The sequence below is a fragment of the Actinomycetospora soli genome, from assembly GCF_021026295.1.
Classification (GTDB): Bacteria; Actinomycetota; Actinomycetes; order Mycobacteriales; family Pseudonocardiaceae; genus Actinomycetospora; species Actinomycetospora soli.
Genome location: NZ_JAJNDA010000029.1, coordinates 1 through 20681, shown reverse-complemented (window position 1 = coordinate 20681; position 20681 = coordinate 1). Strand labels below are relative to the sequence as shown.

Sequence of the window (20681 nt, the reverse complement as noted above, 5' to 3'; positions counted from 1 at the left end):
CGGCGAACCGCCACGCGGACGCCGCGGTACGCGACCGACCGCTCGCCTCGGCAGGCACGTGATCCGTCTAGAGGGCCTCGTATGGTGTCAGCACCGCGAAGTGCGCGAGGAAGTACAGCCCGGCACCGACGATGATTACCGCGGGCGACACGTCGAGGGCTGCGAGGAGCAGTCCTACGACCGCGACCGACGCCACCAGCAGGACGAACCGCAACCGGTGCCCGACCCGCTGCGTCCACCGGTCGTCGACCATCTCGACCAGCAGCGGCACCGCGATTCCCGCCAGCCCATCGAGCACGAGCCCCGTCACCAACGGACCCGACTCGGGGGCCGGGAGGGTCTGCAGACAGGTGCCGTGAGCGCGACCGACGTCCCGAACGCCGGTACCCCGAGCCGCAGGAGGAAGGACCAGCGGTCGCGACCGGCAGCGGACCGGTCCGCCGGGACGTCCTCGGTGCGCGACGGTCGTGACGTGGGCATCGGCCGTTCCTTGCCGTGTCCGGACCGCTGCCCACGGTCCGTCCACATGAGCGGCCGAGACGTCGAGGCGCACGCAACCCTGGTGTCAGCGATCGGCGCCGTCGACGGTGCTGTCGTCCAGCGGCTCCACCACGCCGGCCGTCCCGCCGAGGTCGCCGCGACCCGGCGTGACGCTCCGGACGCGCATGGTTCCGATGTCGGCCGAACAGGAGACGCCGGGCGAGGGCAGGAACGCCGCCGCCTGGTTCCCCGGTGGGTAGACCCGGATCCCGCGCACCCCGGTTGGGCGACACGTGTCCCGGTCGACCAGGTCGGCGTCCGTCACGCTGATGATCGAGTGCGCCGACGCCGCGGGCTCGAGGACGACCCGGTCTCCGCGGGGCCCGACCCACGCACCGGCCCGTCCGACCTGATGTCCGTCGTCACCGGCGACGTGGGAGACGCCCGGGAAGCCCTGCAACCGGCAGGGGGACGACCCGATGTTGGTGAAGTTCACGGGCCGGTACACGGTCCCCGACGTCGTCCCCTCACCCGGTCCGAGGGTGACCGACAACGACGAGGTCCGGCACACCGGGAGGCTGACGGCGGGGCCGTCGTCGGGCGTGATCGGCACGATCGAGACCTCCTCCGAGGGCGTCGTCGTGGTGGTCGCCACGGCAACGGTCGGTGAGGTGCTGGCCGACGACGACGCCGAAGCCGCCACGGTCGTGCCGCGGACCTGATGTCCTCCCGTCCCCCAGGCGATCAGGACCGCCACCGCGACCAGTCCCATCCCGTACCAGGCCCCACGGGCCGCCTCGCGCATCGTCAGCATCCCCCGGTCGTCGGCTCGGATCAGGATCTCCGGTGTCGTTCCCGGCCCACCCCGGCGCCACGCGATCGTCGGTCTTGCGGTCACCTGACGTTCTGTCCCGCCCCGAAACCTGGACCCTCGTCGACGCCTACGGTCACCGGGGATGAGCCGGGACGTCTGCTCGGCACGGCCCCGCACCCTGTCCCGAAGGACGACGATCACGTGCCGACTCCCCCGTCCCCCCGCCCGGACGACGGGCACCTCAGCGCTCGCGAACGGGCGGTGTTCGACGACATGACCCGCCGACTCGGCGACGTGGCCGACGGCCGGACGCCCACGCACGCCACCCGCACCGGCTCGTGGACCGACCGGCTCGTACGGTCGCGGCGGAGTCTGCAGGTCACGGTCATCGCGGCCGCGGTGATCCTCATCCCGTCGTCCCGGTGGGCCGCCGTGGCCATGGTCGTCGCGATGATGGCGGTGGAGCTGGTGGTGCTCGTCCGGCGTCGCCGCCGGGCCAGCAACCCGTCCGACCGCGACTCGTGAATTCGGGCCCAGGACCCCGGTCGGTCGCCTGCCCCTGTGGAAAGACCCGGTTGATCGGTCCCGGGGCGGACCTGTGGCACACCGCGGTCGAGGCGATGCGCCGGTGGCCCCTGGTCGCCGGCCTCGTCGACCAGCCCGTGCGCCTGCTCGTCGCCGCACGCCGCTCACCGTCAGGAACCACCGGTGATCGACGTCGAGTTCGTGTCGTCACGGTCGTCCTGCTCGGCGATCGCCCGCTGCGCGTGGGCCTAGGTGCGGCGCAGCCGCGAACAGGCCGCCACGAAGTAGACGATCGTCCCGGCGCCGGCGATCCAGAAGAACCGGTCGCCGACCCTCGAACGCGTGTGCGTCGGCGGCCGGGACGGGAGCGCTCGCCCGCCCCGCCCCGGCCGACGCCGTCCCAGGCTCCCCCTCGTCCGAGCCTGGGACGGCCGTTCCCGACCGGATCAGCGACCTGCCGGGAGTTCGTGCACCGCACCGGCGGGCGCCCCGTCGACGCTGCTCGGCCCTGGCGGCGGGATGACCCAACCGACCAGGAACGCGAAGACGATCCCCAACGCCCAGGGCCAGAGCGGGTGCTGCTCGGGATGATCGGGCGTCTCGCCGTGCCTCGGAGCAGTCGCCATGGGTGTCCGGCGCCCCGTCGTCAGTGACAGCCCTGCGGCGGCGTGCCGCACCGTCGGTACGCCGAGTTCGGTGGTGTCGGCCTCGGTCGGTGACATCGTCCGCTGCCCTGCGTGCCGGCCGGATGTTCCCTGCCCGTGGATGGTGCCCCCGCTGGTCGTCGTCGGTACCTGCAGGGATCATCGCCCCCGATCACCCGTCCGTGAGCCTGCGAGCCTTGCGGTCTCCTGACGGGTCCGGCCCGGAGGTCCGGGTGGAGCAGACCGCGCTGGTCGGATCGTCCTCAGGAGGCACACCGATGGAGGAAGGCGGGCCGAAGGCCCTGCTCGTGGAGGACGACGACCGCATCCGGCGGGTCCTCACCGTCGGGCTCGCCGACGAGGGCATCGAGGTCCGCGAGGCGGCCAGCGCGGAGGAGGCCCTCCCGCTGCTCGACGAGGACGTCGACGTCGCCCTGATCGACCTCATGCTGCCCGGCATCGACGGGATGGCGCTGTGCCGGTCGCTGCGCGAGCGCGGCGACCTGCCGATCATCATCGTCACGGCGCGGTCCGACACCGACGACGTCATCGCCGGGCTCGAGGCGGGGGCCGACGACTACGTGACCAAGCCGGTCGTCCCCGGCGAGCTCGCCGCCCGGGTCCGGGCCCTGCTGCGCCGCCGGCGACCCACCGAGCAGCCCCGTCGGGAGCTCGCCGTCGCCGACCTCGTGCTGCGCCCCGAGGAGGGCGTCGTGACCCGGGCCGGGGAACCGGTCGCGCTGACGCGGACCGAGTTCCGGCTGCTCACCGAGCTCGTCGAGGGCGAGGGCCGCGTCGTCTCCCGCGAGGACCTGCTCCAGCGCGTGTGGGGCTACGACTACTTCGGCGACACCCGCCTGCTCGACGTCCACGTCCGCCGCCTCCGGCGCAAGATCGAGCAGGACCCGGACTCGCCCTCCGTCGTCCTGACCGTCCGCGGTCACGGCTACCGCGTCCAACCGTGACGGCCCGCCGCACCGCCTCGCTGCGCGTCCGCGTCGCGGTCTCGTTCGGCCTGGTCACGCTGGTCGTCTGCGGTGCGCTCTCCGCCGCCACCTGGTTCCTGACGACGGGCTACGCCACCGCCCAGCGGGAGAACGCCGTGCGGGCGCGGGTCTCCGCCGACGCCACGCTCGTCGTCGGGACCCGCCAGTTCCGACCCGGCGGGCTCCCCGACCTGCTCGCGGGGCTGGGCGGGGAGCCCGACACGACGGTCCTGCTGCGATCAGCGGGCTCGTGGGCCCGCTCCGGCCCGGCGGTGTCACCCGACGCGCTGCCCCTCGAGCTCACCGCGCTCAGCCCCGGCGACCCACCCGTCGTCATGCGGATCGAGGTCGACGGGCGGGAGGTGATGGCAGGCTCGGCCGGACTCGGCACCCCCGGCGACCTGCTCGTCGAGCTCGCCCCGGTCCGGGAACTCCAGAGCACCCGTCGCTTCCTCGCCCTGCTGCTGACGGGCGGGACCGCCGCCGCCACGGTGGCGGGAGCGGTGCTCGGGGCCTGGACCGCCAGGCGGTCGCTGCGGCCGCTCCACGAGCTCACCGCCGCCGCCTCCCTCGTCGCGCGGGGCGACCTCGACGCACGGCTGCCGACGCGCGCGGACCCGGAGCTCGCCGCACTGGCGACGACGTTCAACCGCACGGTCGAGGACCTCGGCGACCGCGTCCGCCGCGACGCCCGCTTCGCCGGGGACGTCAGCCACGAACTCCGTTCCCCGCTGACGACGTTGCTCGGGGCCACCGACGTACTGCGCCGCCGCCGCGACGACCTGCCGCCGGCCGCCCGGGAGGCGGTCGACCTGCTCGGGCCCGACCTCGACCGCTTCGTCGACACGGTCGACGACCTGCTCGAGATCTCACGGATGGACCAGCCCGTCGACGAGCGCGACCTCGACCGCGTCGACCTCGCCGGCCTGACCCGCGCGGTCGCGCGCCGCCAGGGCCTCGAGGACCGCGTGGACGCCGTCCCCGGCGACACCCACGTCGTCGCCGACCGACGGCGCCTCGACGCCGTCCTCACCAACCTCTGCACCAACGCCGACCGGCACGGAGGCGGCGTCGTCCGACTCGGCGTCGGGCCGGCCCCGGAGGACCCGGGCACCGTTCGGTTGGAGGTGGACGACGCCGGACCGGGCGTGGCCCGCGAGGACCGCACGGAGATCTTCGAGCGCTTCGCCCGCGGCTCGACGGCGGGGCGCCGCGGCGCCGGAACCGGCTCCGGGCTCGGCCTCGCCCTGGTCAACGGGCACGTCCGACGACACGGCGGCCGCGTGTGGGTCACCGACCGCCCCGGCGGCGGCGCCCGGTTCGTCGTCGAGCTCCCGGTCGCCGAGGACACCATCTGAGGGACCCACCGCCGGGGCCGCAAGGCGATCGCAAGGTCAACTCGGCTGCGGGGGACGTAGACAGGGACGCGCCCCGATCGACGATCCCGAGGAGTGATCCCGTGTTCGACACGAAGCGTGAGGCCGCCCTGGCCACGTCCCTCTGGCTCGGCGTGATCGCCGCGCTCGTCTACGGGTTGGGCCTCCTGTGATCGCGGTCGACCGACCGATTCGTCAGGGTTTCGTCAGGTTCGACCGGTTCCGGAGGCCGATAGCTCGGCCACCCTGGGGGACATGACCACGACCGATCCAGAGGGTCCCGAGGGCTCGACCGAGGGCGGCTCGACGCTCGCCCGCTATCTCCGGACCCACACGAACCCGCCGGTCTTCCTCGTCTCCGGCGTCGTCGTGCTCGCCTTCCTCGCCGTCGGCGCGCTCTTCCCCGACGGCACCAGCGGCGTGTTCTCCGCGCTGCTGGGCGGCATCTCGCGCTACTTCGGCTGGTTCTACATCCTCGCCGCGACGGGGTTCCTCGTCTTCGCGCTGTACCTGATGGTGTCGAAGTACGGGCGGATCAAGCTCGGGCCCGACGACGCCGCGCCGGAGTACGGCACGACGGCGTGGTTCGCGATGCTGTTCACGGCGGGGATGGGCATCGGTCTGGTCTTCTACGGGGTCTACGAGCCCGCGTACCACACGATGAACCCGCCGACCGGGCCTGCGGGGACACCGGAGGCCGCCGAGCGCGGCATGAACTACACCTTCTACCACTGGGGCCTGCACCCCTGGGCAATCTACATCGTGCTGGGCCTCGCGATGGGGTACTTCTGCTTCCGCAAGGGCCTGCCGATGCGCCCGGCCTCGGCCCTGTACCCGCTGCTCGGGCAACGTGTCTTCCGGTGGCCCGGCGCCGTGGTCGACATCCTCGCCGTCTTCGGCACATTGTTCGGCCTGGCGACGTCGCTCGGGCTGGGCAGCCAGCAGATCGGCTCGGGGCTCAACCAGCTGACCGGGCTGCCCAACACCACCACGACACAGGTGCTCGTCGTCTGTGCCATCACCGCGGTGGCCGTGGTCAGCGTGATGCTGGGGGTGGACAAGGGCATCCGGCGGCTGTCGCTGGCGAACCTGTGGCTCGCGTTCGCGCTGATGGTGTTCGTGTTCGCCGTCGGGCCGAAGATGTTCGTCCTCACGGGGCTCGCCGACTGGACCGGCTACTACCTCCAGAACATCATCGGGACGAGCTTCACCGTCTTCAATCCCGACAGCCAGCCCGCCGCGTTCGACTGGCAGGCCTCGTGGACCCTCTTTTACTGGGGCTGGTGGATGTCCTGGGCCCCCTTCGTGGGCATGTTCATCGCGCGCATCTCCTACGGGCGCACGGTGCGCCAGTTCGTCTCGGGGGCGCTGCTCGCGCCGGTCGGCGCCTCCATCGTCTGGTTCTCGGTCCTCGGCGGCACCGGCCTCGCCCAGCAGCTGTCCGGGCAGGCCGACATCGCCGGCGGCAGTTCCGAGTCCTCGCTGTTCACCGTGCTGTCGACCCTGCCGGTCGGCGGCGTCGTGGCCGCGATCGCCTCGGTCCTCGCGATCGTCGTGGTGGTGCTGTTCTTCGCGACCTCGTCGGACTCGGGCTCGCTGGTGGTCGACATGCTCACCAACGGCGGCGACCCGCACCCGGTGTGGCAGCAGCGCCTCTTCTGGGCGCTCATGGAGGGCGCCGTCACCATCGTCCTGCTGCTCATCGGCGGGGCCGCCGCCCTGGACGCCCTCCAGGCGGCGTCGATCACGACGGGACTCCCCTTCGCCGTCGTCCTGATCCTCATGGCGATCGGTGTGCTCAAGGCGTTGCGCGCCGACCCGGCGGTGACCGACGGCGGCCCGGTCGTCCTCTCCGACACCGAGGGCGGCGGCTACCGACCCGGGCACGACCGGGGCGAGGAGGAGACCGACCCGGCGTCGGAGACCGCGGACGGGACCGAGCCGTCGGGGTCGTCGGCCGTCCCCGACGGGCCACGGCACGCCGCGGAGGACACGAGTGACGACGGCGTCGGGCAGCCCGTGCGCGGAGGCGCCCAGGCGTGACGGTCCGCCCACCCGCGCGCTGGCTCGGCGCCTGCCTCCTGGCGGGCGTCCTCCTCGCCGGCATCGCACTGCCCCCGGTCGTCGTCGGCGGCCTCCTCGTCGGCCGGGCCGCGGCGTCGGTCGATGCCACGTCCGGATCGCTCACCGGAGGACGGGTCCGGGAGGCATCGGTGGTCACCGACGCGTCCGGGACCCCGATCGCCCGGCTCTACGAGCGCTACCGGCTCCCGGTCGGCTCGGCGGGGATCGCCGACACGATGAAGGCCGCGATCGTCGCGATCGAGGACCGCCGCTTCTTCGTCCACGACGGGGTCGACTGGCGGGGCCTCGGCCGGGCTCTGGCGAGCAACGCCCTGCGGGGCTCGCCCTTCGAGGGCCAGGGCGCCTCGACGATCACGATGCAGTACGTCAAGAACTACCGGCTCTACGCGCTCGCCGACACGGAGGCCGACCGGCGGGCGGCGACCGCCGACACCCTGGCCCGCAAGGTCACCGAGGTCCGGCTCGCGCACCGCATCGAGGCGCGGCTCGACAAGGACGAGATCCTCTCCCGCTACCTCGACCTGGTCTCCTTCGGGAACGGTGCCTACGGCGTCGAGGCCGCGGCCCGGACGTACTTCGGGACGACCGCCGCGGAGCTGTCGCTGCCGCAGGCCGCGCTGCTCGCGGGGATCGTCCGCAGCCCGGAGGGGTACGACCCGACGGCGCACCCCGAGGCCGCTCAGGCACGGCGCGGCGAGGTCCTACGGGCCATGGCCGACGTCGGGTCGATCACCACCGAGCGGGCCGCGGCCGCCGACGCCGCGCCGCTCGGGGTCGCCGCGCCCCTGCGTCGGCCGGCCCAGGGCTGCGCCTCGGCGGTCGAGGGGACCGGCTTCTTCTGCCGCTACGTCGAGGAGCAGCTGGCCGCGGCCGGGATCCCGCCGTCGGAGCTGCGCACCGGCGGCTACACCGTGCGGACGACGCTCGACCCGGCCGCCCAGGCGCGCGCCGACGCGGCGGCCGGGCGGATCGGTGACACCTCGGGGGTTGCGAACGTGGTTGCGGTCGTGTCTCCCGGTGCCGCCTCCCGACCGGTGCTGGCCCTCGCCGCCAACCGCGACTACGGGCCGGACGCCGACGCCGGGCAGAGCTCGCTGCCCCTCGTCACCGCCGCCCTGCGGGGTGCCGGGTCGGTCTACAAGATTTTCACTGCCGCGACTGCCCTCGAGCGAGGGCTGGTCTCCCCCGACGAGGAGATCGACGTCCCCGAGCGCTACACCTCGTCGATCTCGCCCGGCTACACCGTGGAGAACCTCGGCAGCTACGCCGACCGCATGACCCTGACCCGGGCCCTCGCGACCTCGCCGAACACCGCGTTCGTCGAGCTCGAGGACCGGATCGGCTCCGTCCGCCCCGTGGTCGAGGCCGCCCGGGCGCTGGGGCTCCGGCGGACCCTCGGCGCATCGGCGCCCGGCGGCGGCACCGTCGGCGAGACGGTCACCGCGCAGGACCAGGCCTCGTTCACCCTCGGGCCGAACCCGACGAGCCCGCTCGAGCTGGCCAACGTGGGCGCCACCCTCGTCGCCGACGGCCGCTGGTGCCCGCCGACGCCGATCCTCGCCGTCACCGACCGCGAGGGTCGCCCGGTGGACCTCCCGACGCCCGCCTGCGAGCAGGCGGTGCCCACCGAGGTCGCGGCCGACCTGCGGACCGCGCTGTCGGAGGACCACACCGACGGCACCTCCGCCGACGCGGCCGAGGAGGTCGGATGGGACCGTCCGATGATCGGCAAGACGGGAACCACCCAGGTCTCGGCGTCCTCGGCCTTCCTCGGCGCCACCACCGCCTACGCCGGCGCGGTGATGACGTTCTCCGACCGGGGTGCCCCGCAGCCGGTGTGCACCGACCCGGTCCGCGTCTGCTCCGACGGCGACCTCACGGGCGGTTCCGTGCCGGCCGAGACCTGGTACCGGACGATGCTGCCGTTGCACCGCGGCGTCCCGGAGGACGACCTCCTGCCCGCCCGGGACGACTGACGGTGGCCGCACGACGCGCCTGACGATCGCCTGACGAAACGTTCGCGGGCCTTGTGGTCCGTGGCCGAGCGTCTGGAATGTCCGTATGACGGCTGCCGCTCCACCCCCCGCCGTGGTCGACGTCCTCGCCCAGGAGGGGGCCTCGTCCGGGACCCTCTCGGCGATCGAGGACGCCATCGACGCCGTGTTCACGCCCGTCTCCGAGGGCCTCTCGGCGGTCGTGTTCGCGGAGATCCCGCTCTTCGGGGTGTCGTTCCCCTGGATCGTCGGGTGGCTGATCCTCGCGGCGCTGATCTTCACCGTCGTGTTCCGCGCGCCGCAGTTCCGCAGCTTCGGGCTGGCCGTCCGCATCGCGCGTGGCCGGTACACCGGCGACGACGAGCCCGGGGAGATCTCGCACTTCCAGGCGCTGACGTCGGCGGTGTCCGGCACGGTCGGACTCGGCAACATCGCCGGGGTCGGGGTCGCGGTGACCATCGGCGGCGCGGGAGCCACGTTCTGGATGATCGTGGCCGGGCTGCTGGGCATGTGCACCAAGTTCGTCGAGTGCACCCTCGGGGTCCGCTACCGCGAGCACCACGCCGACGGGACCGTCTCCGGTGGCCCGATGCACTACCTGCGGCGCGGCATCGCCGAACGCTTCCCGACGGCGTTCGGACGCTCGCTCGGCAAGGTCCTCGCCGGCCTCGCCGCCGTGTTCATCCTCTTCTTCGGGGTCGCCGGCGGGAACATGTTCCAGGCCAACCAGACCTTCGCCCAGCTCACCGAGGTGACCGGCGGGGAGGCCGGGCTCCTCGGGGGCGACGGCGCCGCGCTGGTCTTCGGTGTCGTGCTCGCCCTGCTGGTCGGCGCGATCATCTTCGGCGGCATCCGCTCCGTCGGTCGCGTGACCAGCCGGCTCGTCCCGGCCATGGCGATCATCTACGTGACGGCCTGCCTGATCGTGCTGCTGGTCAACCTGCCGCTGATCCCGGCCGCCGTCGGCGCGATCCTCGGCGGGGCGTTCACCGGTGCGGGCGTCGCCGGCGGTGCGGTCGGCGCGCTCATCGTGGGCTTCCAGCGCGCCGCGTTCTCCAACGAGGCCGGGCTGGGCTCCTCCCCGATCGCGCACTCCGCGGTGAAGACCCGACACCCGGCGACCGAGGGCTACGTCGCGATGCTCGAGCCGTTCGTCGACACCGTCGTGGTCTGCACGATGACCGCGCTGACCATCGTCGTCGCCGACACCACCTTCTGGCGCGACGCGCAGGCCGCCGCGGCCGCCGGGGAGGACCCCTCGGGCGTCGTCGTCACCTCCTCGGCGTTCGAGACGGTGCTGCCCTGGTTCCCCTACGTGCTCACCCTCGCGGTCGCCCTCTTCGCGATCTCGGCGATGATCACCTGGGGCTACTACGGCCAGAAGGCCTGGACCTACCTCTTCGGGCGCAGCACCCTCTCCGAGCGCCTGTACCAGGCGGTCTTCTGCCTGTTCGTCGTGATCGGCTCCGTGCTCACCCTCGGCGCCGTCCTCGACTTCGCCGACGCCGTGCTGTTCCTGCTGGCTCTGTTCAACATCATCGGGCTCTACCTGCTCGCCCCCGTGGTGAAGCATGAGGTCGACGCGTTCCGCGCCGCGCGACGGTCCGGCGAGGTGGTCGAGATGGCGCCGTCGGAGCGGCGCGCCTCGACCAGCGCCTGACCCCGCAGGGGGCCGCCGGGTCGGTCGGCGGCTCCACCGGGCAGCCTGTCCGCGTGATCCTTCCCGGACGGCGACGGTTCGCCCGGACCGCCGCGGGCCGGGTGGTCGCCTCCGCCTCCGCGCACCGGCTCCCCGCCCTCGCGGCCGAGTCCGCGTTCTTCGCGGCCCTTTCGGTGTTCCCGGCGTTGCTCACGGTCGTGGCCATCCTCCGGGCGGCCGCTCCGGCTCTTCCCGGCGCGGCCGACGCCGCGGCCGTCGAGGGGATGACCCGACTGCTGCGGCTCGTGCTGACGACACGGGGCAGTGCGGCCGCGGACGCTGCGACCGCCCTGCTGGCCACCAGCACCCCGGGCCTGCTCACGGTCGGGACCGCTGCCGCGGTGGTGCTGGTGGTCCGCACGCTGCGCTCGGTGCTCCACGGCCTCGCGACGATCTCCGGGACCGCGCCGCGCTCCTGGCGGGTGGCCGCCTTGATGGGGGTCCTGTTGCTGGTCGGCGCCGCGACCGTCACGGCGGCGGCCGTGCAGGATCCGATCGCGTGGCTCGGGGTGCCCGGCGGGCACCTGCTCTGGCGGGTGCTCCGGTGGCCGCTGATGCTGGTCGCCCTGTTCGGCTGGGCGGTGCTGGTCCTCCGGTCCGGCGTGCGACGGAGGAAGCGGCGCGCGCTGGTGGCGGCCGGAGCGCTGGCCGTGGGCGGGTGGGTGCTGGCCAGCGCGCTGTACCCGGTGTACGTCTCGGTCGCGGCGAGCGTCGCGCAGGGCCTCGGCGCCCTGGGCGGCGGGCTCATCCTGCTCGTGTGGCTCTACCTGCTGATGGCCTCGCTGTACCTGGCGGCGGAGACCCTCGTGGTCAGGTCGTCCCCTCCCCGCGCCCCGACCACGCGCGGGGACGAGGACCGCGGCTGAGCCGGCTACCGCGGTCGTCAGGAACTTGCAAGGACGGACCCCTTCCACCGTGGCCCGTCCCGGCGTTGCATGTCCACGGCCGCGTCGGGCGCCCGCCCGGCCGGGAGCGCAGGAGGGCAGGTCCGACGTGACGTGCGAGGCCGGGTCCGCGGATTTCTCCGACATCGTCTGCGAGGAGACGGGGGTGTCGGTGCGGCAGGCGGCCGCCCGCGCGCTGATCGCCCGCGACGAGGTCCTCGGCGAGCCCTCCCCCGCTGAGGGGCCGCAGCACCACGCGGCGATGATCGAGGACGTGCGGGCGCTCACCGGGGTCCTCGCCGCCGAGTTCGACCTCGCCGCCCACGACGTGGCCGCCCTGCGCGATGCCGCGTACTGGGCGTCGGCCGCGCACCGGGCCACCATGCGCTCGGACACCTTCGCCCTCCACACGGCCCTCGCCATGCGCGCCTACGACGAGGACAGCGGGAGCCGGCGAAGCGGGTCCTCGCCCACCTGACGACCACCTGACGATCGCGGCCGGTCCGATTCCCGGCCGGAGACCTGCGGTACCAGGACCGGGTGACCCCACGACACCCGGTCCCTGCCGTGCTCGCCGTGACCGTCGCCCTCGCCGTCGTCGCCGGGTGCAGCTACGGCGTCGAGGCCGCTCCCCCGCAGAGTCGGCCGATGGCGCCCGAGAACACCGTCGCGCCCCCGACCCCCCAGACCTGGCTCGGCCAGGTCTGCTCCGCTCTGGTGCCCGCCGTCCGTTCCACCGAGCCGGTCCCGGCGACCGCGCCGGGTGACCTGGCCGGGTCGCGGGATCGCATGGTCGCCTACCTCGAGCAGAGGGCGGCCGCTCTCGACGCCTCCGCCGACGGCGTCAACCGTGCGGGGCCGGCGCCCGTCGACAACGGCCAGTCCACCACCGCGACCGTCGTCGACCTGCTGCGGGAGCGGTCAGCCTCGCTCCGGGAGCAGCGCGCAGCGCTGGCGGCGATCCCCGCGAACTCCGACGCCACCCTCGTCGGCGGGCTCGAACGGGCACGGTCGGCCCTCCCGCTGCCCGGTCCGACCGTCCTGCGGGACCTCGCTCTGCCCGTGAACCTCACCGACGAGGCGGCGTCGGTCCCGGCCTGCCGCACGCTGAGCGCTTCGTGAGGGTCCGGCAGCGACGTCCCCGGACCTCGATCGCCCGCTGCTCGCGGGACGGCGGTGGAGCGTCGTCGGGGAGGTCCCCGATGAGATCACGGAGGTTGCCCAGCAGGCTCATCGATCGGTCTCCTCTCACGGGCGGTCGGCGTCCAGCACACCACGGCCGACGTCATCGTCGGGTCGGGACGACGTTGCAGCCTCCTGACGAAGACCGTGATGCGCGGTGTGCCGGTGCGCGGTCGGTCGGCTCCGACGTGCCACGACCCGTACGGTGGTTCACGGTGTGCCGGGAAGTCTGGTCGGCGTCGAGCCGACGCCTGTCCGGAGGTCACCCGTGAACCGTCCCCACCTGTTCGCCCGCGGCACCTGGCGCGAGCAGCGGCGGATCGGCGACGTGCTGCGACGCGAGACGGTCGGTGGCGCCCTGCTCGTCGGCGCCGCCGCGATCGCGCTGATCTGGGCCAACTCCCCGTGGGCGCAGGCCTACACCGACCTCGCGGCACTGACGGTGGGCCCGGCGGCGCTGCACCTCGACCTGAGTCTCGCCACCTGGGCCGCCGACGGCCTCCTCGCGATCTTCTTCTTCGTCGCCGGTCTCGAACTCAAGCGCGAGTTCGTGGCCGGGGACCTGCGCGACCCCGCCCGGGCCGCTCTCCCGGTCGCGGCCGCGGTCGGGGGCATGATCGTGCCCGCGGTCCTCTACACCGTGATCAATCTCGGGACCGACGGTCTCGACGGCTGGGCGATCCCCACCGCCACCGACATCGCCTTCGCGCTCTCGATCCTCGCGATCATCGGGACCAACCTGCCCGACGCGTTGCGCACCTTCCTGCTCACTCTCGCCGTCGTCGACGACCTGCTCGCGATCACGATCATCGCGATCTTCTACACCGACGACCTGTCGGTGGTGCCGCTGCTGCTCGCGCTCCTGCCCCTCGCCCTGTTCGCCCTGCTGGTCCAACGCCGGGTCCGTCGGTGGTGGCTGCTGCTGCCGCTGGCCCTGCTGACCTGGGTGCTCGTCCACGAGTCGGGTGTCCACGCCACCGTGGCGGGGGTCCTGCTCGGCTTCGCCGTCCCCGTCGTCCGCCGCGCCGAGGGGCCCGGGCCCGGGCTCGCGGAACACTTCGAGCACCGTTGGCGGCCGCTGTCCGCCGGCGTCGCCGTCCCGGTGTTCGCCTTCTTCGCCGCGGGGGTCGGGGTCGTCGGCGGAGGCGCCGCCAGCGCCTTGACCAGCTCGGTCACCCTCGGAATCGTCGTCGGGCTCGTCGTGGGCAAGACGATCGGCGTGCTCGGCGCGACCTGGCTGGTGCAGCGGTTCACCCGCGCCCGGCTCGCCGAGGACCTGTCGTGGTGGGACGTGTTGGGCCTGTCACTGCTCGCCGGCATCGGGTTCACCGTGTCCCTGCTCATCGGCGAGCTGGCCTTCGGAACCGGGACCCCCCAGGACGACATGGTCAAGATCGGCGTGCTGGCCGGCTCCCTGATCTCCGCGCTGCTGGCCACCGTCGTCCTGCGTGCCCGCGCCCGCGTCTACCGCCGCATCTGCGACGAGGAACGACGCGACGCGGACGCCGACGGCGTCCCCGACGTCTATCAACGAGACATCTGAGGCGCTCCTCACCCGCCCGGATGGCGCGACGCCGGAAAGCATTGTGCTCTCGCGACGACAGGAGCGGGCGCCGGACCGCCTGGGCGGCACCGCTGTGCTGATGGTGACGCCAGGCGTGGTGAACAGCGACGACCTCGGCGCGGTCCGTCGAGCCTCATCCAGAGCATTCCGAGTAACGATGCGACCTTTGGGCTGCGTCACGACCTGAACCGCAGCGAGGACGGCGCTCGGACGGTGCCAGCCGACGGCCCTGGACGGCGAGCCCGCACTGACGACGAGCGCTGGGTGCTGCGGGGCGTCCAGAGCGGCCGGCGCTTCCCACCTCGGGGCCGACGGACCCGGCTGCCACACTGGGCCACGCCCCCACCCCCGAGGAGTCGACGGTGTCGATCGCGGTCTTCCTGGCGCTGTTCGCCCCGGCGGTTCTCCTGCCTCTCATGGGTGCACCGGTGGGACGGTTCCTCGCCGACCAGCTGCGCCCGACCTGGAGCGTCGCGGTTCTGACGGGGGTGCTCGCGGGCTTCGCCGCGGTCACCGTGGCCGGCCTCGCTCTGCTCGCCGCCGTCGCGGTCTCGGAATGGGAACCGGCCCTGGTGTCGCGGACGTGGTCGCTGGCGGCGCTGATCGGTGGTCGCGCCGAGGTCACCGCACTCCTCGGCGTGGTCCTCGGCGTCCTCGCCTGGCTGGGCCTCGGGATCGTCGTGGTCCGCGCGGCGCTCGCCGTCCGCGGGATGGCCCGGCGCTATCGGTGGGCCGGTCGCCAGATTCCTCCCGGGGCCGAGCCCGGCTCGGTCATCGAGGCGCCGGAGACCGCAGCCCCGGCCCGGGTCCTGCCGGTCCGGGGCGGACACGTCCTGGTCGACGCCCGACTCTGGGCGGCCCTGCCCGCCCGGCACCGCGATGCGGTCCTGGCCCACGAACGGGCCCATCTGCGTCGCCACCACGACCGGCACCTCGCCGCCGCGGCCCTCGCCTGTGCCTGCAACCCGCTGCTCTCCCCGCTCGCCCGCGCGCTGGACTACGCGCTGGAGCGCAGCGCCGACGAGGACGCCGCCCGCTCGTGCGACCGCCGCACCGTCGCGCACGCGATCGGAGCGGTCGCGCTCGCGGGCCGCCCGGACCACACGGTGCTCGCGGCGACCGGCGGCGAGGTACCGCACCGGGTCGGCGCCCTGCTCGAGACGCCGCGAACGACGTGGCGCGGCTTCGCGGTCGCGGTCGCCGCCCTGCTGGCCCTCGCGGCCTCGACGGGGCTCGCGCACCACGCGTGGGTCGATCTCCTGGAGATCCTCGCGACCCGGTAGGCCTACGACCGGGGGTCGGCCTCCGGGCGCCCTGCGAGCAGCCGCCGCAGCAGCGCCTCGTCGTCGCTCGACAGGTCGGACACGAAGCGCGAGAGCACCTCGCGGCGATCGACGTCGCCCTCGAGCACCCGGCGCATCGCGCGGGCCGCCAGCCCTGCGGAGTCGGCGGCCGGGGCGTAGCGGTGCGAGCGGCCGTCCCGCTCGCGCACGAGCAGACCCTTCGCGTGCAGGCGCCCGAGCGTGGTGATCACCGTCGAGTACGCCAGCGGCCGCGGCAGGCCGTCCCGCACCTCCGCCGCGTTGAGCGGCCGGCCCGCCCGCTCGAGCACCGCCCACACCTCCGAGGCCAGCTCGCCGCGGGCCCGCGCCTGCTCCTCGCCGCCCGCCTGCGCCACGTGCCCCATCCTGCCGCACCCGCGGAACCGGGCGCCCCGTCGTGCGTCCTTCTACATGCTCGTAGATGATGATTCGGCCGATCACCGCTCCCCGTGGAGGACACCGATGACCCCGACTCCCCACCGCATCGCGCTCGCCGTGTCCGGCGCTGCGCTCGCCCTCGCTCTCGCGGGCTGCAGCGGAGGTGGCAGCGAGGCCCCGGCGAGCAGCTCGGCCACCTCGACCCCGGCCTCCACGTCCGCGACCTCCGCCGGCTCCGCGACGTCCGCGAGCGCTGCTCCCACCGGCGGGCCGAAGGTCTCCGCCAACAACGCCTCCGAGGACGAGCTCGCCCAGCGCTTCGAGCAGGCCGGGATCCCCAACGCCGAGAAGTGGGCCGACGAGGTGGTCGAGTACCGCCCCTATCCCGCCGACGACCCGAACTTCAACGCCCTGCGCGAGGAGCTCGCCAAGTACAACCCGGGCCCCGGCGTGGTCGACCAGATCGTCGCCGTCCTCCAGCCGTGACCCACGTCGACCCCGCGACCGGCCCCGCGACCGAAGCCCGGACCCGCCGTCGGGAACCCGCGACCATCCTGCGCGCCGGCGCTCTCGCACTCGCCGGGATCGGCGTCGCCGCCACCGCCTTCGAGCTGGCCAGCGAACGGCACTGGAACGACCTCGACCAGCTCATTCCCTGGGCGGCGCTCGTCGTGCTGCTCGGGGCGATCGGCGCGGTCCTCGTCCCGCGAGCCGCGGCGCTGACGCTCTCCCGGGTCCTCGCGGCGATCGTGCTCGCGGCGAGCCTGTACGGGATCGTCGACCACACCGTCGCCAACCACGACGCCGGCGCCCTCGACGGCCGGTACTCCGAGACCTGGGACGACCTCCCCGCCGCCCAGCAGTGGTGGTACGCCGCGACCAAGACCGTCGGGCCCGCCCCGACCCTCGCCCCCGGCGTGCTCGGCCAGGGCGCGCTGCTCGTCCTGCTCGCCGGCGTCGGCCGCCGGAACCGCGCACCCTCGCGACACCGGAGCTGAGAGATGCTGCCGGAGCGCGGGCTCGCGTTAGTCCTCGGCATCTATGTCGCGGTCTCGGTGACCTGCGCGCTCCTCGGCGTCGCCGCGCTGGTCTACCGGACGCTCGGACACCGCTGCGACATCAGCACCCTCGGCCCCGTCGTGGTCCTCGTCGCCGCCACGACCACCGCAACCGCCGGAGCCGCGATGATCGCCGTCCTGCGGCGCAGCCACACCTGACTCCGTCCGGCGGTGACTACGCGATCGGCCCAGGCTCGGGGCCGAACAAGCAGCGATGCTCGCGCGCTCAGCGCCCGAGTGCCGCGATAGTCCCCGTTATCGCGACATAGCCGGATGACGGAGAGGGCCGCTCAAGGCCGGGCCTTCCGCAGCTCGAGCACAGTTTGCCGTTCCTCACTGGGCATGAGGTGCTTCAGCAGGCCCTCGATGATGAGAACGCCGAGGCGTGCAGTCTTCGCAACCTCTGCGGCGGGCACCCCGCCCTGCCAGGCCTACTCGGTCAGCAGCGGTCCGAGTACTGTGAATGCGGCACGTCAGACAGCGACTCGAGAGGTCGTCGAGCACTCCCCTCGTGTGCTCGACGACCTCCCCCGCCGACCGACAGATCCACCGACCGGATCAGCTGGGCCTCGAGACCGTGTGCGGACCTCCGCGGATAGGTCGTCGCGAGCCTCGTCCCTCGGCCCCGCCACCAAGCAGCACCGCCATTCCGGCCGGGCTGTTCAGTCCGCTCAGCGCGACGATCGCCCCAACCGAGAACCTGTTGCGCCACTGGTACGCGGGGCCCGTGACCGACTCGTCCAGCTAGAACCCCCGCCGGCCAAGTCTCCCTCTACCCCGGCGCGATTGCGTCACGCACTTACACGGGCTTGCAAGAGGACCTGACCTTCAGCCACGCAGCAGCTAATCGTCGGGTAAATCCCAGAACAAGCACTTCGATGTCTCACCTACGGTCGCCACCTGAGAGAGGCGCTTGGCCGCAAGTTCAGCGGCTTCACTGGCGGTCGCTTGCAGTACTCGATCTTTAGTGACCTGCTCGTTGACCTGTCCAGCGGCCAATTCCTTGGCGCATTCCAGCGGGCTCTTTCCGGCTCCGACAGCCGCACCCGGGTCGAGGGGAACGCAATCCCCGTGTTCCATGCCGAGACCCTGCGAGTTGCACCAAACCGCCATGATGCACAGGCTCTGGAGGTTGTCGGTGAGGGCCTGGCACGGGCTGGGCACGGGCGGGGTCGGTTCGACTGGATCGGAGAGCGCCCTCTGGATCGCCGCGCCGGTCACTGGCCCGACGTTGCCGTCGGCGCCGAGGTGCCGTTGACCTTGGAAGTCCAGTACGGCTTTTCGCGTGTCGGGACCAAACAGGCCGTCCTGGTCGAGCTGATAGGCGGAATTGATCTCGTCCAGGTCCCACTGCAGGGTGCGTACGCAGTCGCCGCTATCGCCCTCGACGAGTCGAGGACATCCCAGCACACTCTGATTCGATTCGTCGGCCGACGCCGGGGCGCTCCCAAGGCCGAACAGGAGGAGCAGCAGGGCCGCGAGAACACCCCCGACTCGGATCGCAAAGAGATGCTCCCGCCCCGTGCGGGGCTCTCGCTTAGATGTTGGAGCGGATCTCACGTGAGAATCATCGAGGTTCATGATGCTTCCTTGTCGGACGGGGCGAGGAGACCGCGCAGCCAGGTGCTGGGCGGAACCAAGACGTTAGATCGCCACCGCGGATGAAGGATCGGGGTTCACCCGATACCTGACTAAGGGTTTCCCCCTGCCGCAGTTCAGTCACGCTAAATCGCACAGACCGGGTGTGAAGCCGCAGGAGAGGGTAGGGCGGACGGTGGCGGCGCGCTGGCGACCGCATCTCGCTTCGATGTCTCGGTGCTGCGAGACCGCGACCTCGGGCACACCCTTTCCGTCGCGACTGGGCGGCCTGGTCGGCCAGTCGGAGGGCGACGGCGACGACGCTTGCGGCCTCCGTATCCCCGAGAACTCCACGCCCCGCCACTCCTATCCCCACCAATCGCGCGGGCGCTAGCAGGGCAATTGTCGAGGTGAGCGACTGGCTCGGGGCGAACACCGGATGTGCGTTCTGATCTGGACGAGTATGGCAGATACGGCCAGTACGAGGAGGGCGCCGTCGACGGCTGCAAAGGTGGCACCGGCTATCCCGATGTCCACAATGTCCGGTGCTTCTTTCCCCAGCAGCCAGCGGAAGAAGGCGGAGATGAAGGAGACCGCGAGAAAGGTCGCGCCGATCGGTAGGAGCCCGACGATGGCCGGCAGGAGCAGCAAGCCCGTCCATCGGATCCGTCCCTGGAGAACGTCGGTTGTCGGGAGCAGCGTCAGCAGCACGAGAACGAGCATTGTCGGCGTCCCGATGTAGGGGATCTCGAGCACAGACCACGAGGCGACCCCGAAACCCTCGACGAAGGGCAGGACCATGCCGAGGAGTCCAACCAGGCACACGGCGGTCGCCGCGGTTGGGATGGCCGGAATGCGCCGGCGAGCCCAGGGCGTGGGCGTGGGCGTGGGCGTGGGCGTGGGCGATGGTGGCAGGTGTGGTTGCGGGTGGCCGACAGGTGCCTGCGGAGGCGTTCGCCTTGCGTTCATCTCGACCCTGACCTGGCGGCCGACACCGCGGCCGACCTGAGCCGCCACTATCGCTCCGTGGACGGCCGCGGTCACGATCTTCGCCCCAGCCGCATCGGCTCGTGACGGGACTGGCGCCCTAGCGTGGACCGGGTTCGAGAACGTTGAAGGCCCCGCAGGAAGACCGTGCATCGGCTGAGCGACAGCAGGTCGTGGGGACGGGGGGCGGGGAACCCAGGGAGCGAGACCAGCCCCGGGCACGACGACACCGGTCGTCGGCGCATCGTCGTCGATGTCGTTCTCACGAGCACTCACGAGGTGTCTCCCGGTCCCCGGCACCGCGCGTGCCGACTGCTTTGCTCTTCGCCCGCGGCGGCGTCACCGTGGGCATGGCTGTTCTGAGGGCGATCCGTGATGTCGCCCGTCATCCGGTGGCTCGTCGCCTCGGTCGCGGGGCGCACGACCGCCCGCGGGAATGGCATTCGCAGTCGCCTTCGTTCCCTGGGACTACAGAGTGCTCTGCAAGGCCGCGGCCATTCGACGTTGCCCCTCCGCGGTGGGGTGGAAGGAAGCGGAATAGATGTCGAACACGTCGATCGACAGCTGTCGCAGGTCGAGTGCCGCGACGTCGCTGAGCAGCGTCTGTCCTGCGCTGAGCGACACGCGGGCGGAGTTGATCCATGGAGTAGGGCGTCCGGTATCGCCACAGCTGACGGTGTGGCCGTCCTCGAGGTACCCGCCGAATGCTGCCTCGACGTCGACGAGCCGGAGGCGGTCGCCCCCCGGCTCTGATCGGACCTGGTTGACGGCGGAGACGATCGCGGCGTTGGCCTTCTGCTCGTCCAGAGCGAACTGGTGCTCGACGTCGGCCGGGATCACAAGCTGCAACGGGTGGATACGGGCGATACGGCAACCGCCACTGCGCTTGCTCAAGGTGAATAGCGGCGGATAGGTCAAGACTCTGACCTGGGCTCTCGGCGCGGCCCGCAGGGTGCGTTCATAGACATCGACGAGCTGCGACCGCATGTCGTCAATCTGGCTCTTCCGGAATCAGAGTGCGAGGTTCCCGCAGTGGAGCAGGGAGCGGATGCGGTAGTTGATCAGGTTGCGGAACCCGAGGGCGTTGCGGCGCAGGGCCTCGAGGCGCCCGTTGATGGCTTCGGT

Annotated in this window: 21 protein-coding genes; 14 read left to right on the top strand and 7 right to left on the bottom strand. The window is 72.6% G+C overall.

What is annotated here, in order from left to right; translation table 11 throughout:
* Positions 1–67: 67 nt before the first annotated feature.
* Positions 68–310 (bottom strand): hypothetical protein, encoded by a 243-nt coding sequence (locus LN037_RS28775; RefSeq protein ID WP_230759946.1) that lies wholly within the window; start codon positions 308–310, stop codon positions 68–70.
* Positions 311–565: 255 nt separating this feature from the next.
* Entirely contained in the window at positions 566–1093 is a 528-nt protein-coding gene (locus LN037_RS28770; RefSeq protein WP_230759944.1) for a DUF4232 domain-containing protein, read from the bottom strand.
* A 402-nt stretch (positions 1094–1495) separates the two neighbouring features.
* Here LN037_RS28770 and LN037_RS28765 point away from each other — a divergent pair, with 402 nt between their 5' ends.
* The 11 genes from LN037_RS28765 (at position 1496) to LN037_RS28715 (ending at position 15516) form a co-directional block, all read left to right on the top strand.
* Positions 1496–1819: a hypothetical protein gene (locus LN037_RS28765; protein WP_230759942.1), complete on the top strand. Its 324-nt coding sequence runs from the start codon at positions 1496–1498 to the stop codon at positions 1817–1819.
* Between the two features lie 922 nt (positions 1820–2741).
* Positions 2742–3428: a winged helix-turn-helix domain-containing protein gene (locus tag LN037_RS28760; protein ID WP_230759940.1), complete on the top strand. Its 687-nt coding sequence runs from the start codon at positions 2742–2744 to the stop codon at positions 3426–3428.
* Positions 3425–4807 (top strand): sensor histidine kinase, encoded by a 1383-nt coding sequence (locus LN037_RS28755; protein WP_230759938.1) that lies wholly within the window; start codon positions 3425–3427, stop codon positions 4805–4807. The genes LN037_RS28760 and LN037_RS28755 overlap by 4 nt, the downstream gene beginning before the upstream one ends.
* Before the next feature lie 273 nt (positions 4808–5080).
* Positions 5081–6868, top strand: a complete 1788-nt coding sequence (locus LN037_RS28750; protein ID WP_230759937.1) for a BCCT family transporter — start codon at positions 5081–5083, stop codon at positions 6866–6868.
* Positions 6865–8886 carry a transglycosylase domain-containing protein gene (locus tag LN037_RS28745; protein WP_230759935.1) on the top strand — a complete coding sequence of 674 codons (2022 nt, stop codon included), beginning with the start codon at positions 6865–6867 and terminating at the stop codon, positions 8884–8886. The genes LN037_RS28750 and LN037_RS28745 overlap by 4 nt, the downstream gene beginning before the upstream one ends.
* A gap of 85 nt (positions 8887–8971) precedes the next feature.
* Positions 8972–10564 (top strand): alanine/glycine:cation symporter family protein, encoded by a 1593-nt coding sequence (locus tag LN037_RS28740; RefSeq protein ID WP_230759933.1) that lies wholly within the window; start codon positions 8972–8974, stop codon positions 10562–10564.
* A 53-nt stretch (positions 10565–10617) separates the two neighbouring features.
* Positions 10618–11469 (top strand): YhjD/YihY/BrkB family envelope integrity protein, encoded by an 852-nt coding sequence (locus tag LN037_RS28735; RefSeq protein ID WP_230759931.1) that lies wholly within the window; start codon positions 10618–10620, stop codon positions 11467–11469.
* 127 nt (positions 11470–11596) lie between these two features.
* On the top strand, positions 11597–11965 hold the full coding sequence (locus LN037_RS28730) for a hypothetical protein (protein WP_230759929.1): 369 nt from the start codon (positions 11597–11599) through the stop codon (positions 11963–11965).
* Between the two features lie 62 nt (positions 11966–12027).
* Positions 12028–12609, top strand: coding sequence for a hypothetical protein (locus LN037_RS28725; protein WP_230759927.1), 582 nt, complete (start codon positions 12028–12030; stop codon positions 12607–12609).
* 328 nt (positions 12610–12937) lie between these two features.
* Entirely contained in the window at positions 12938–14212 is a 1275-nt protein-coding gene (nhaA, locus tag LN037_RS28720) for a Na+/H+ antiporter NhaA (RefSeq protein ID WP_230759926.1), read from the top strand.
* A 383-nt stretch (positions 14213–14595) separates the two neighbouring features.
* Complete coding sequence (locus LN037_RS28715) at positions 14596–15516, top strand: M48 family metalloprotease (RefSeq protein ID WP_230759924.1); 921 nt, start codon at positions 14596–14598, stop codon at positions 15514–15516.
* A 2-nt stretch (positions 15517–15518) separates the two neighbouring features.
* On the opposite strand, the gene LN037_RS28710 is transcribed toward LN037_RS28715, so the two are convergent.
* Positions 15519–15911, bottom strand: coding sequence for a BlaI/MecI/CopY family transcriptional regulator (locus tag LN037_RS28710; protein WP_230759922.1), 393 nt, complete (start codon positions 15909–15911; stop codon positions 15519–15521).
* Between the two features lie 106 nt (positions 15912–16017).
* On the opposite strand from LN037_RS28710, the gene LN037_RS28705 reads away from it, so the two are divergent.
* From LN037_RS28705 to LN037_RS28695, 3 genes are read left to right on the top strand one after another with little or no spacing between them, the layout of a single operon-like run.
* Complete coding sequence (locus tag LN037_RS28705) at positions 16018–16419, top strand: hypothetical protein (RefSeq protein WP_230759920.1); 402 nt, start codon at positions 16018–16020, stop codon at positions 16417–16419.
* The gene (locus LN037_RS28700; protein ID WP_230759918.1) at positions 16416–16931 is read left to right on the top strand and encodes a hypothetical protein; all 516 of its coding nucleotides are present in this window, start codon (positions 16416–16418) and stop codon (positions 16929–16931) included. The genes LN037_RS28705 and LN037_RS28700 overlap by 4 nt, the downstream gene beginning before the upstream one ends.
* A 3-nt stretch (positions 16932–16934) precedes the next feature.
* Complete coding sequence (locus LN037_RS28695) at positions 16935–17150, top strand: hypothetical protein (protein ID WP_230759916.1); 216 nt, start codon at positions 16935–16937, stop codon at positions 17148–17150.
* A gap of 684 nt (positions 17151–17834) precedes the next feature.
* Here LN037_RS28695 and LN037_RS28690 read toward each other — a convergent pair.
* From LN037_RS28690 to LN037_RS28675, 4 genes are all read right to left on the bottom strand, one after another.
* On the bottom strand, positions 17835–18572 hold the full coding sequence (locus tag LN037_RS28690) for a peptidoglycan-binding domain-containing protein (RefSeq protein WP_230759914.1): 738 nt from the start codon (positions 18570–18572) through the stop codon (positions 17835–17837).
* Between the two features lie 387 nt (positions 18573–18959).
* Positions 18960–19370, bottom strand: a complete 411-nt coding sequence (locus LN037_RS28685; protein WP_230759912.1) for a hypothetical protein — start codon at positions 19368–19370, stop codon at positions 18960–18962.
* Positions 19371–20024: 654 nt separating this feature from the next.
* Complete coding sequence (locus tag LN037_RS28680) at positions 20025–20543, bottom strand: SGNH/GDSL hydrolase family protein (RefSeq protein ID WP_230759910.1); 519 nt, start codon at positions 20541–20543, stop codon at positions 20025–20027.
* Positions 20544–20567: 24 nt separating this feature from the next.
* Positions 20568–20681: transposase (locus LN037_RS28675; RefSeq protein WP_230760009.1), on the bottom strand; the 114-nt coding region annotated here is incomplete at its 5' end.

Excerpts from the sequence above, each read along its gene's own strand:
- LN037_RS28760 (WP_230759940.1), top strand. The coding sequence starts at position 2,742 with ATGGAGGAAGGCGGGCCGAAGGCCCTGCTCGTGGAGGACGACGACCGC.
- LN037_RS28750 (WP_230759937.1), top strand. The coding sequence starts at position 5,081 with ATGACCACGACCGATCCAGAGGGTCCCGAGGGCTCGACCGAGGGCGGC.
- LN037_RS28740 (WP_230759933.1), top strand. The coding sequence starts at position 8,972 with ATGACGGCTGCCGCTCCACCCCCCGCCGTGGTCGACGTCCTCGCCCAG.
- LN037_RS28705 (WP_230759920.1), top strand. The coding sequence starts at position 16,018 with ATGACCCCGACTCCCCACCGCATCGCGCTCGCCGTGTCCGGCGCTGCG.
- LN037_RS28695 (WP_230759916.1), top strand. The coding sequence starts at position 16,935 with ATGCTGCCGGAGCGCGGGCTCGCGTTAGTCCTCGGCATCTATGTCGCG.
- LN037_RS28690 (WP_230759914.1), bottom strand. The coding sequence starts at position 18,572 with ATGAACCTCGATGATTCTCACGTGAGATCCGCTCCAACATCTAAGCGA.
- LN037_RS28685 (WP_230759912.1), bottom strand. The coding sequence starts at position 19,370 with ATGGTCCTGCCCTTCGTCGAGGGTTTCGGGGTCGCCTCGTGGTCTGTG.
- LN037_RS28680 (WP_230759910.1), bottom strand. The coding sequence starts at position 20,543 with ATGCGGTCGCAGCTCGTCGATGTCTATGAACGCACCCTGCGGGCCGCG.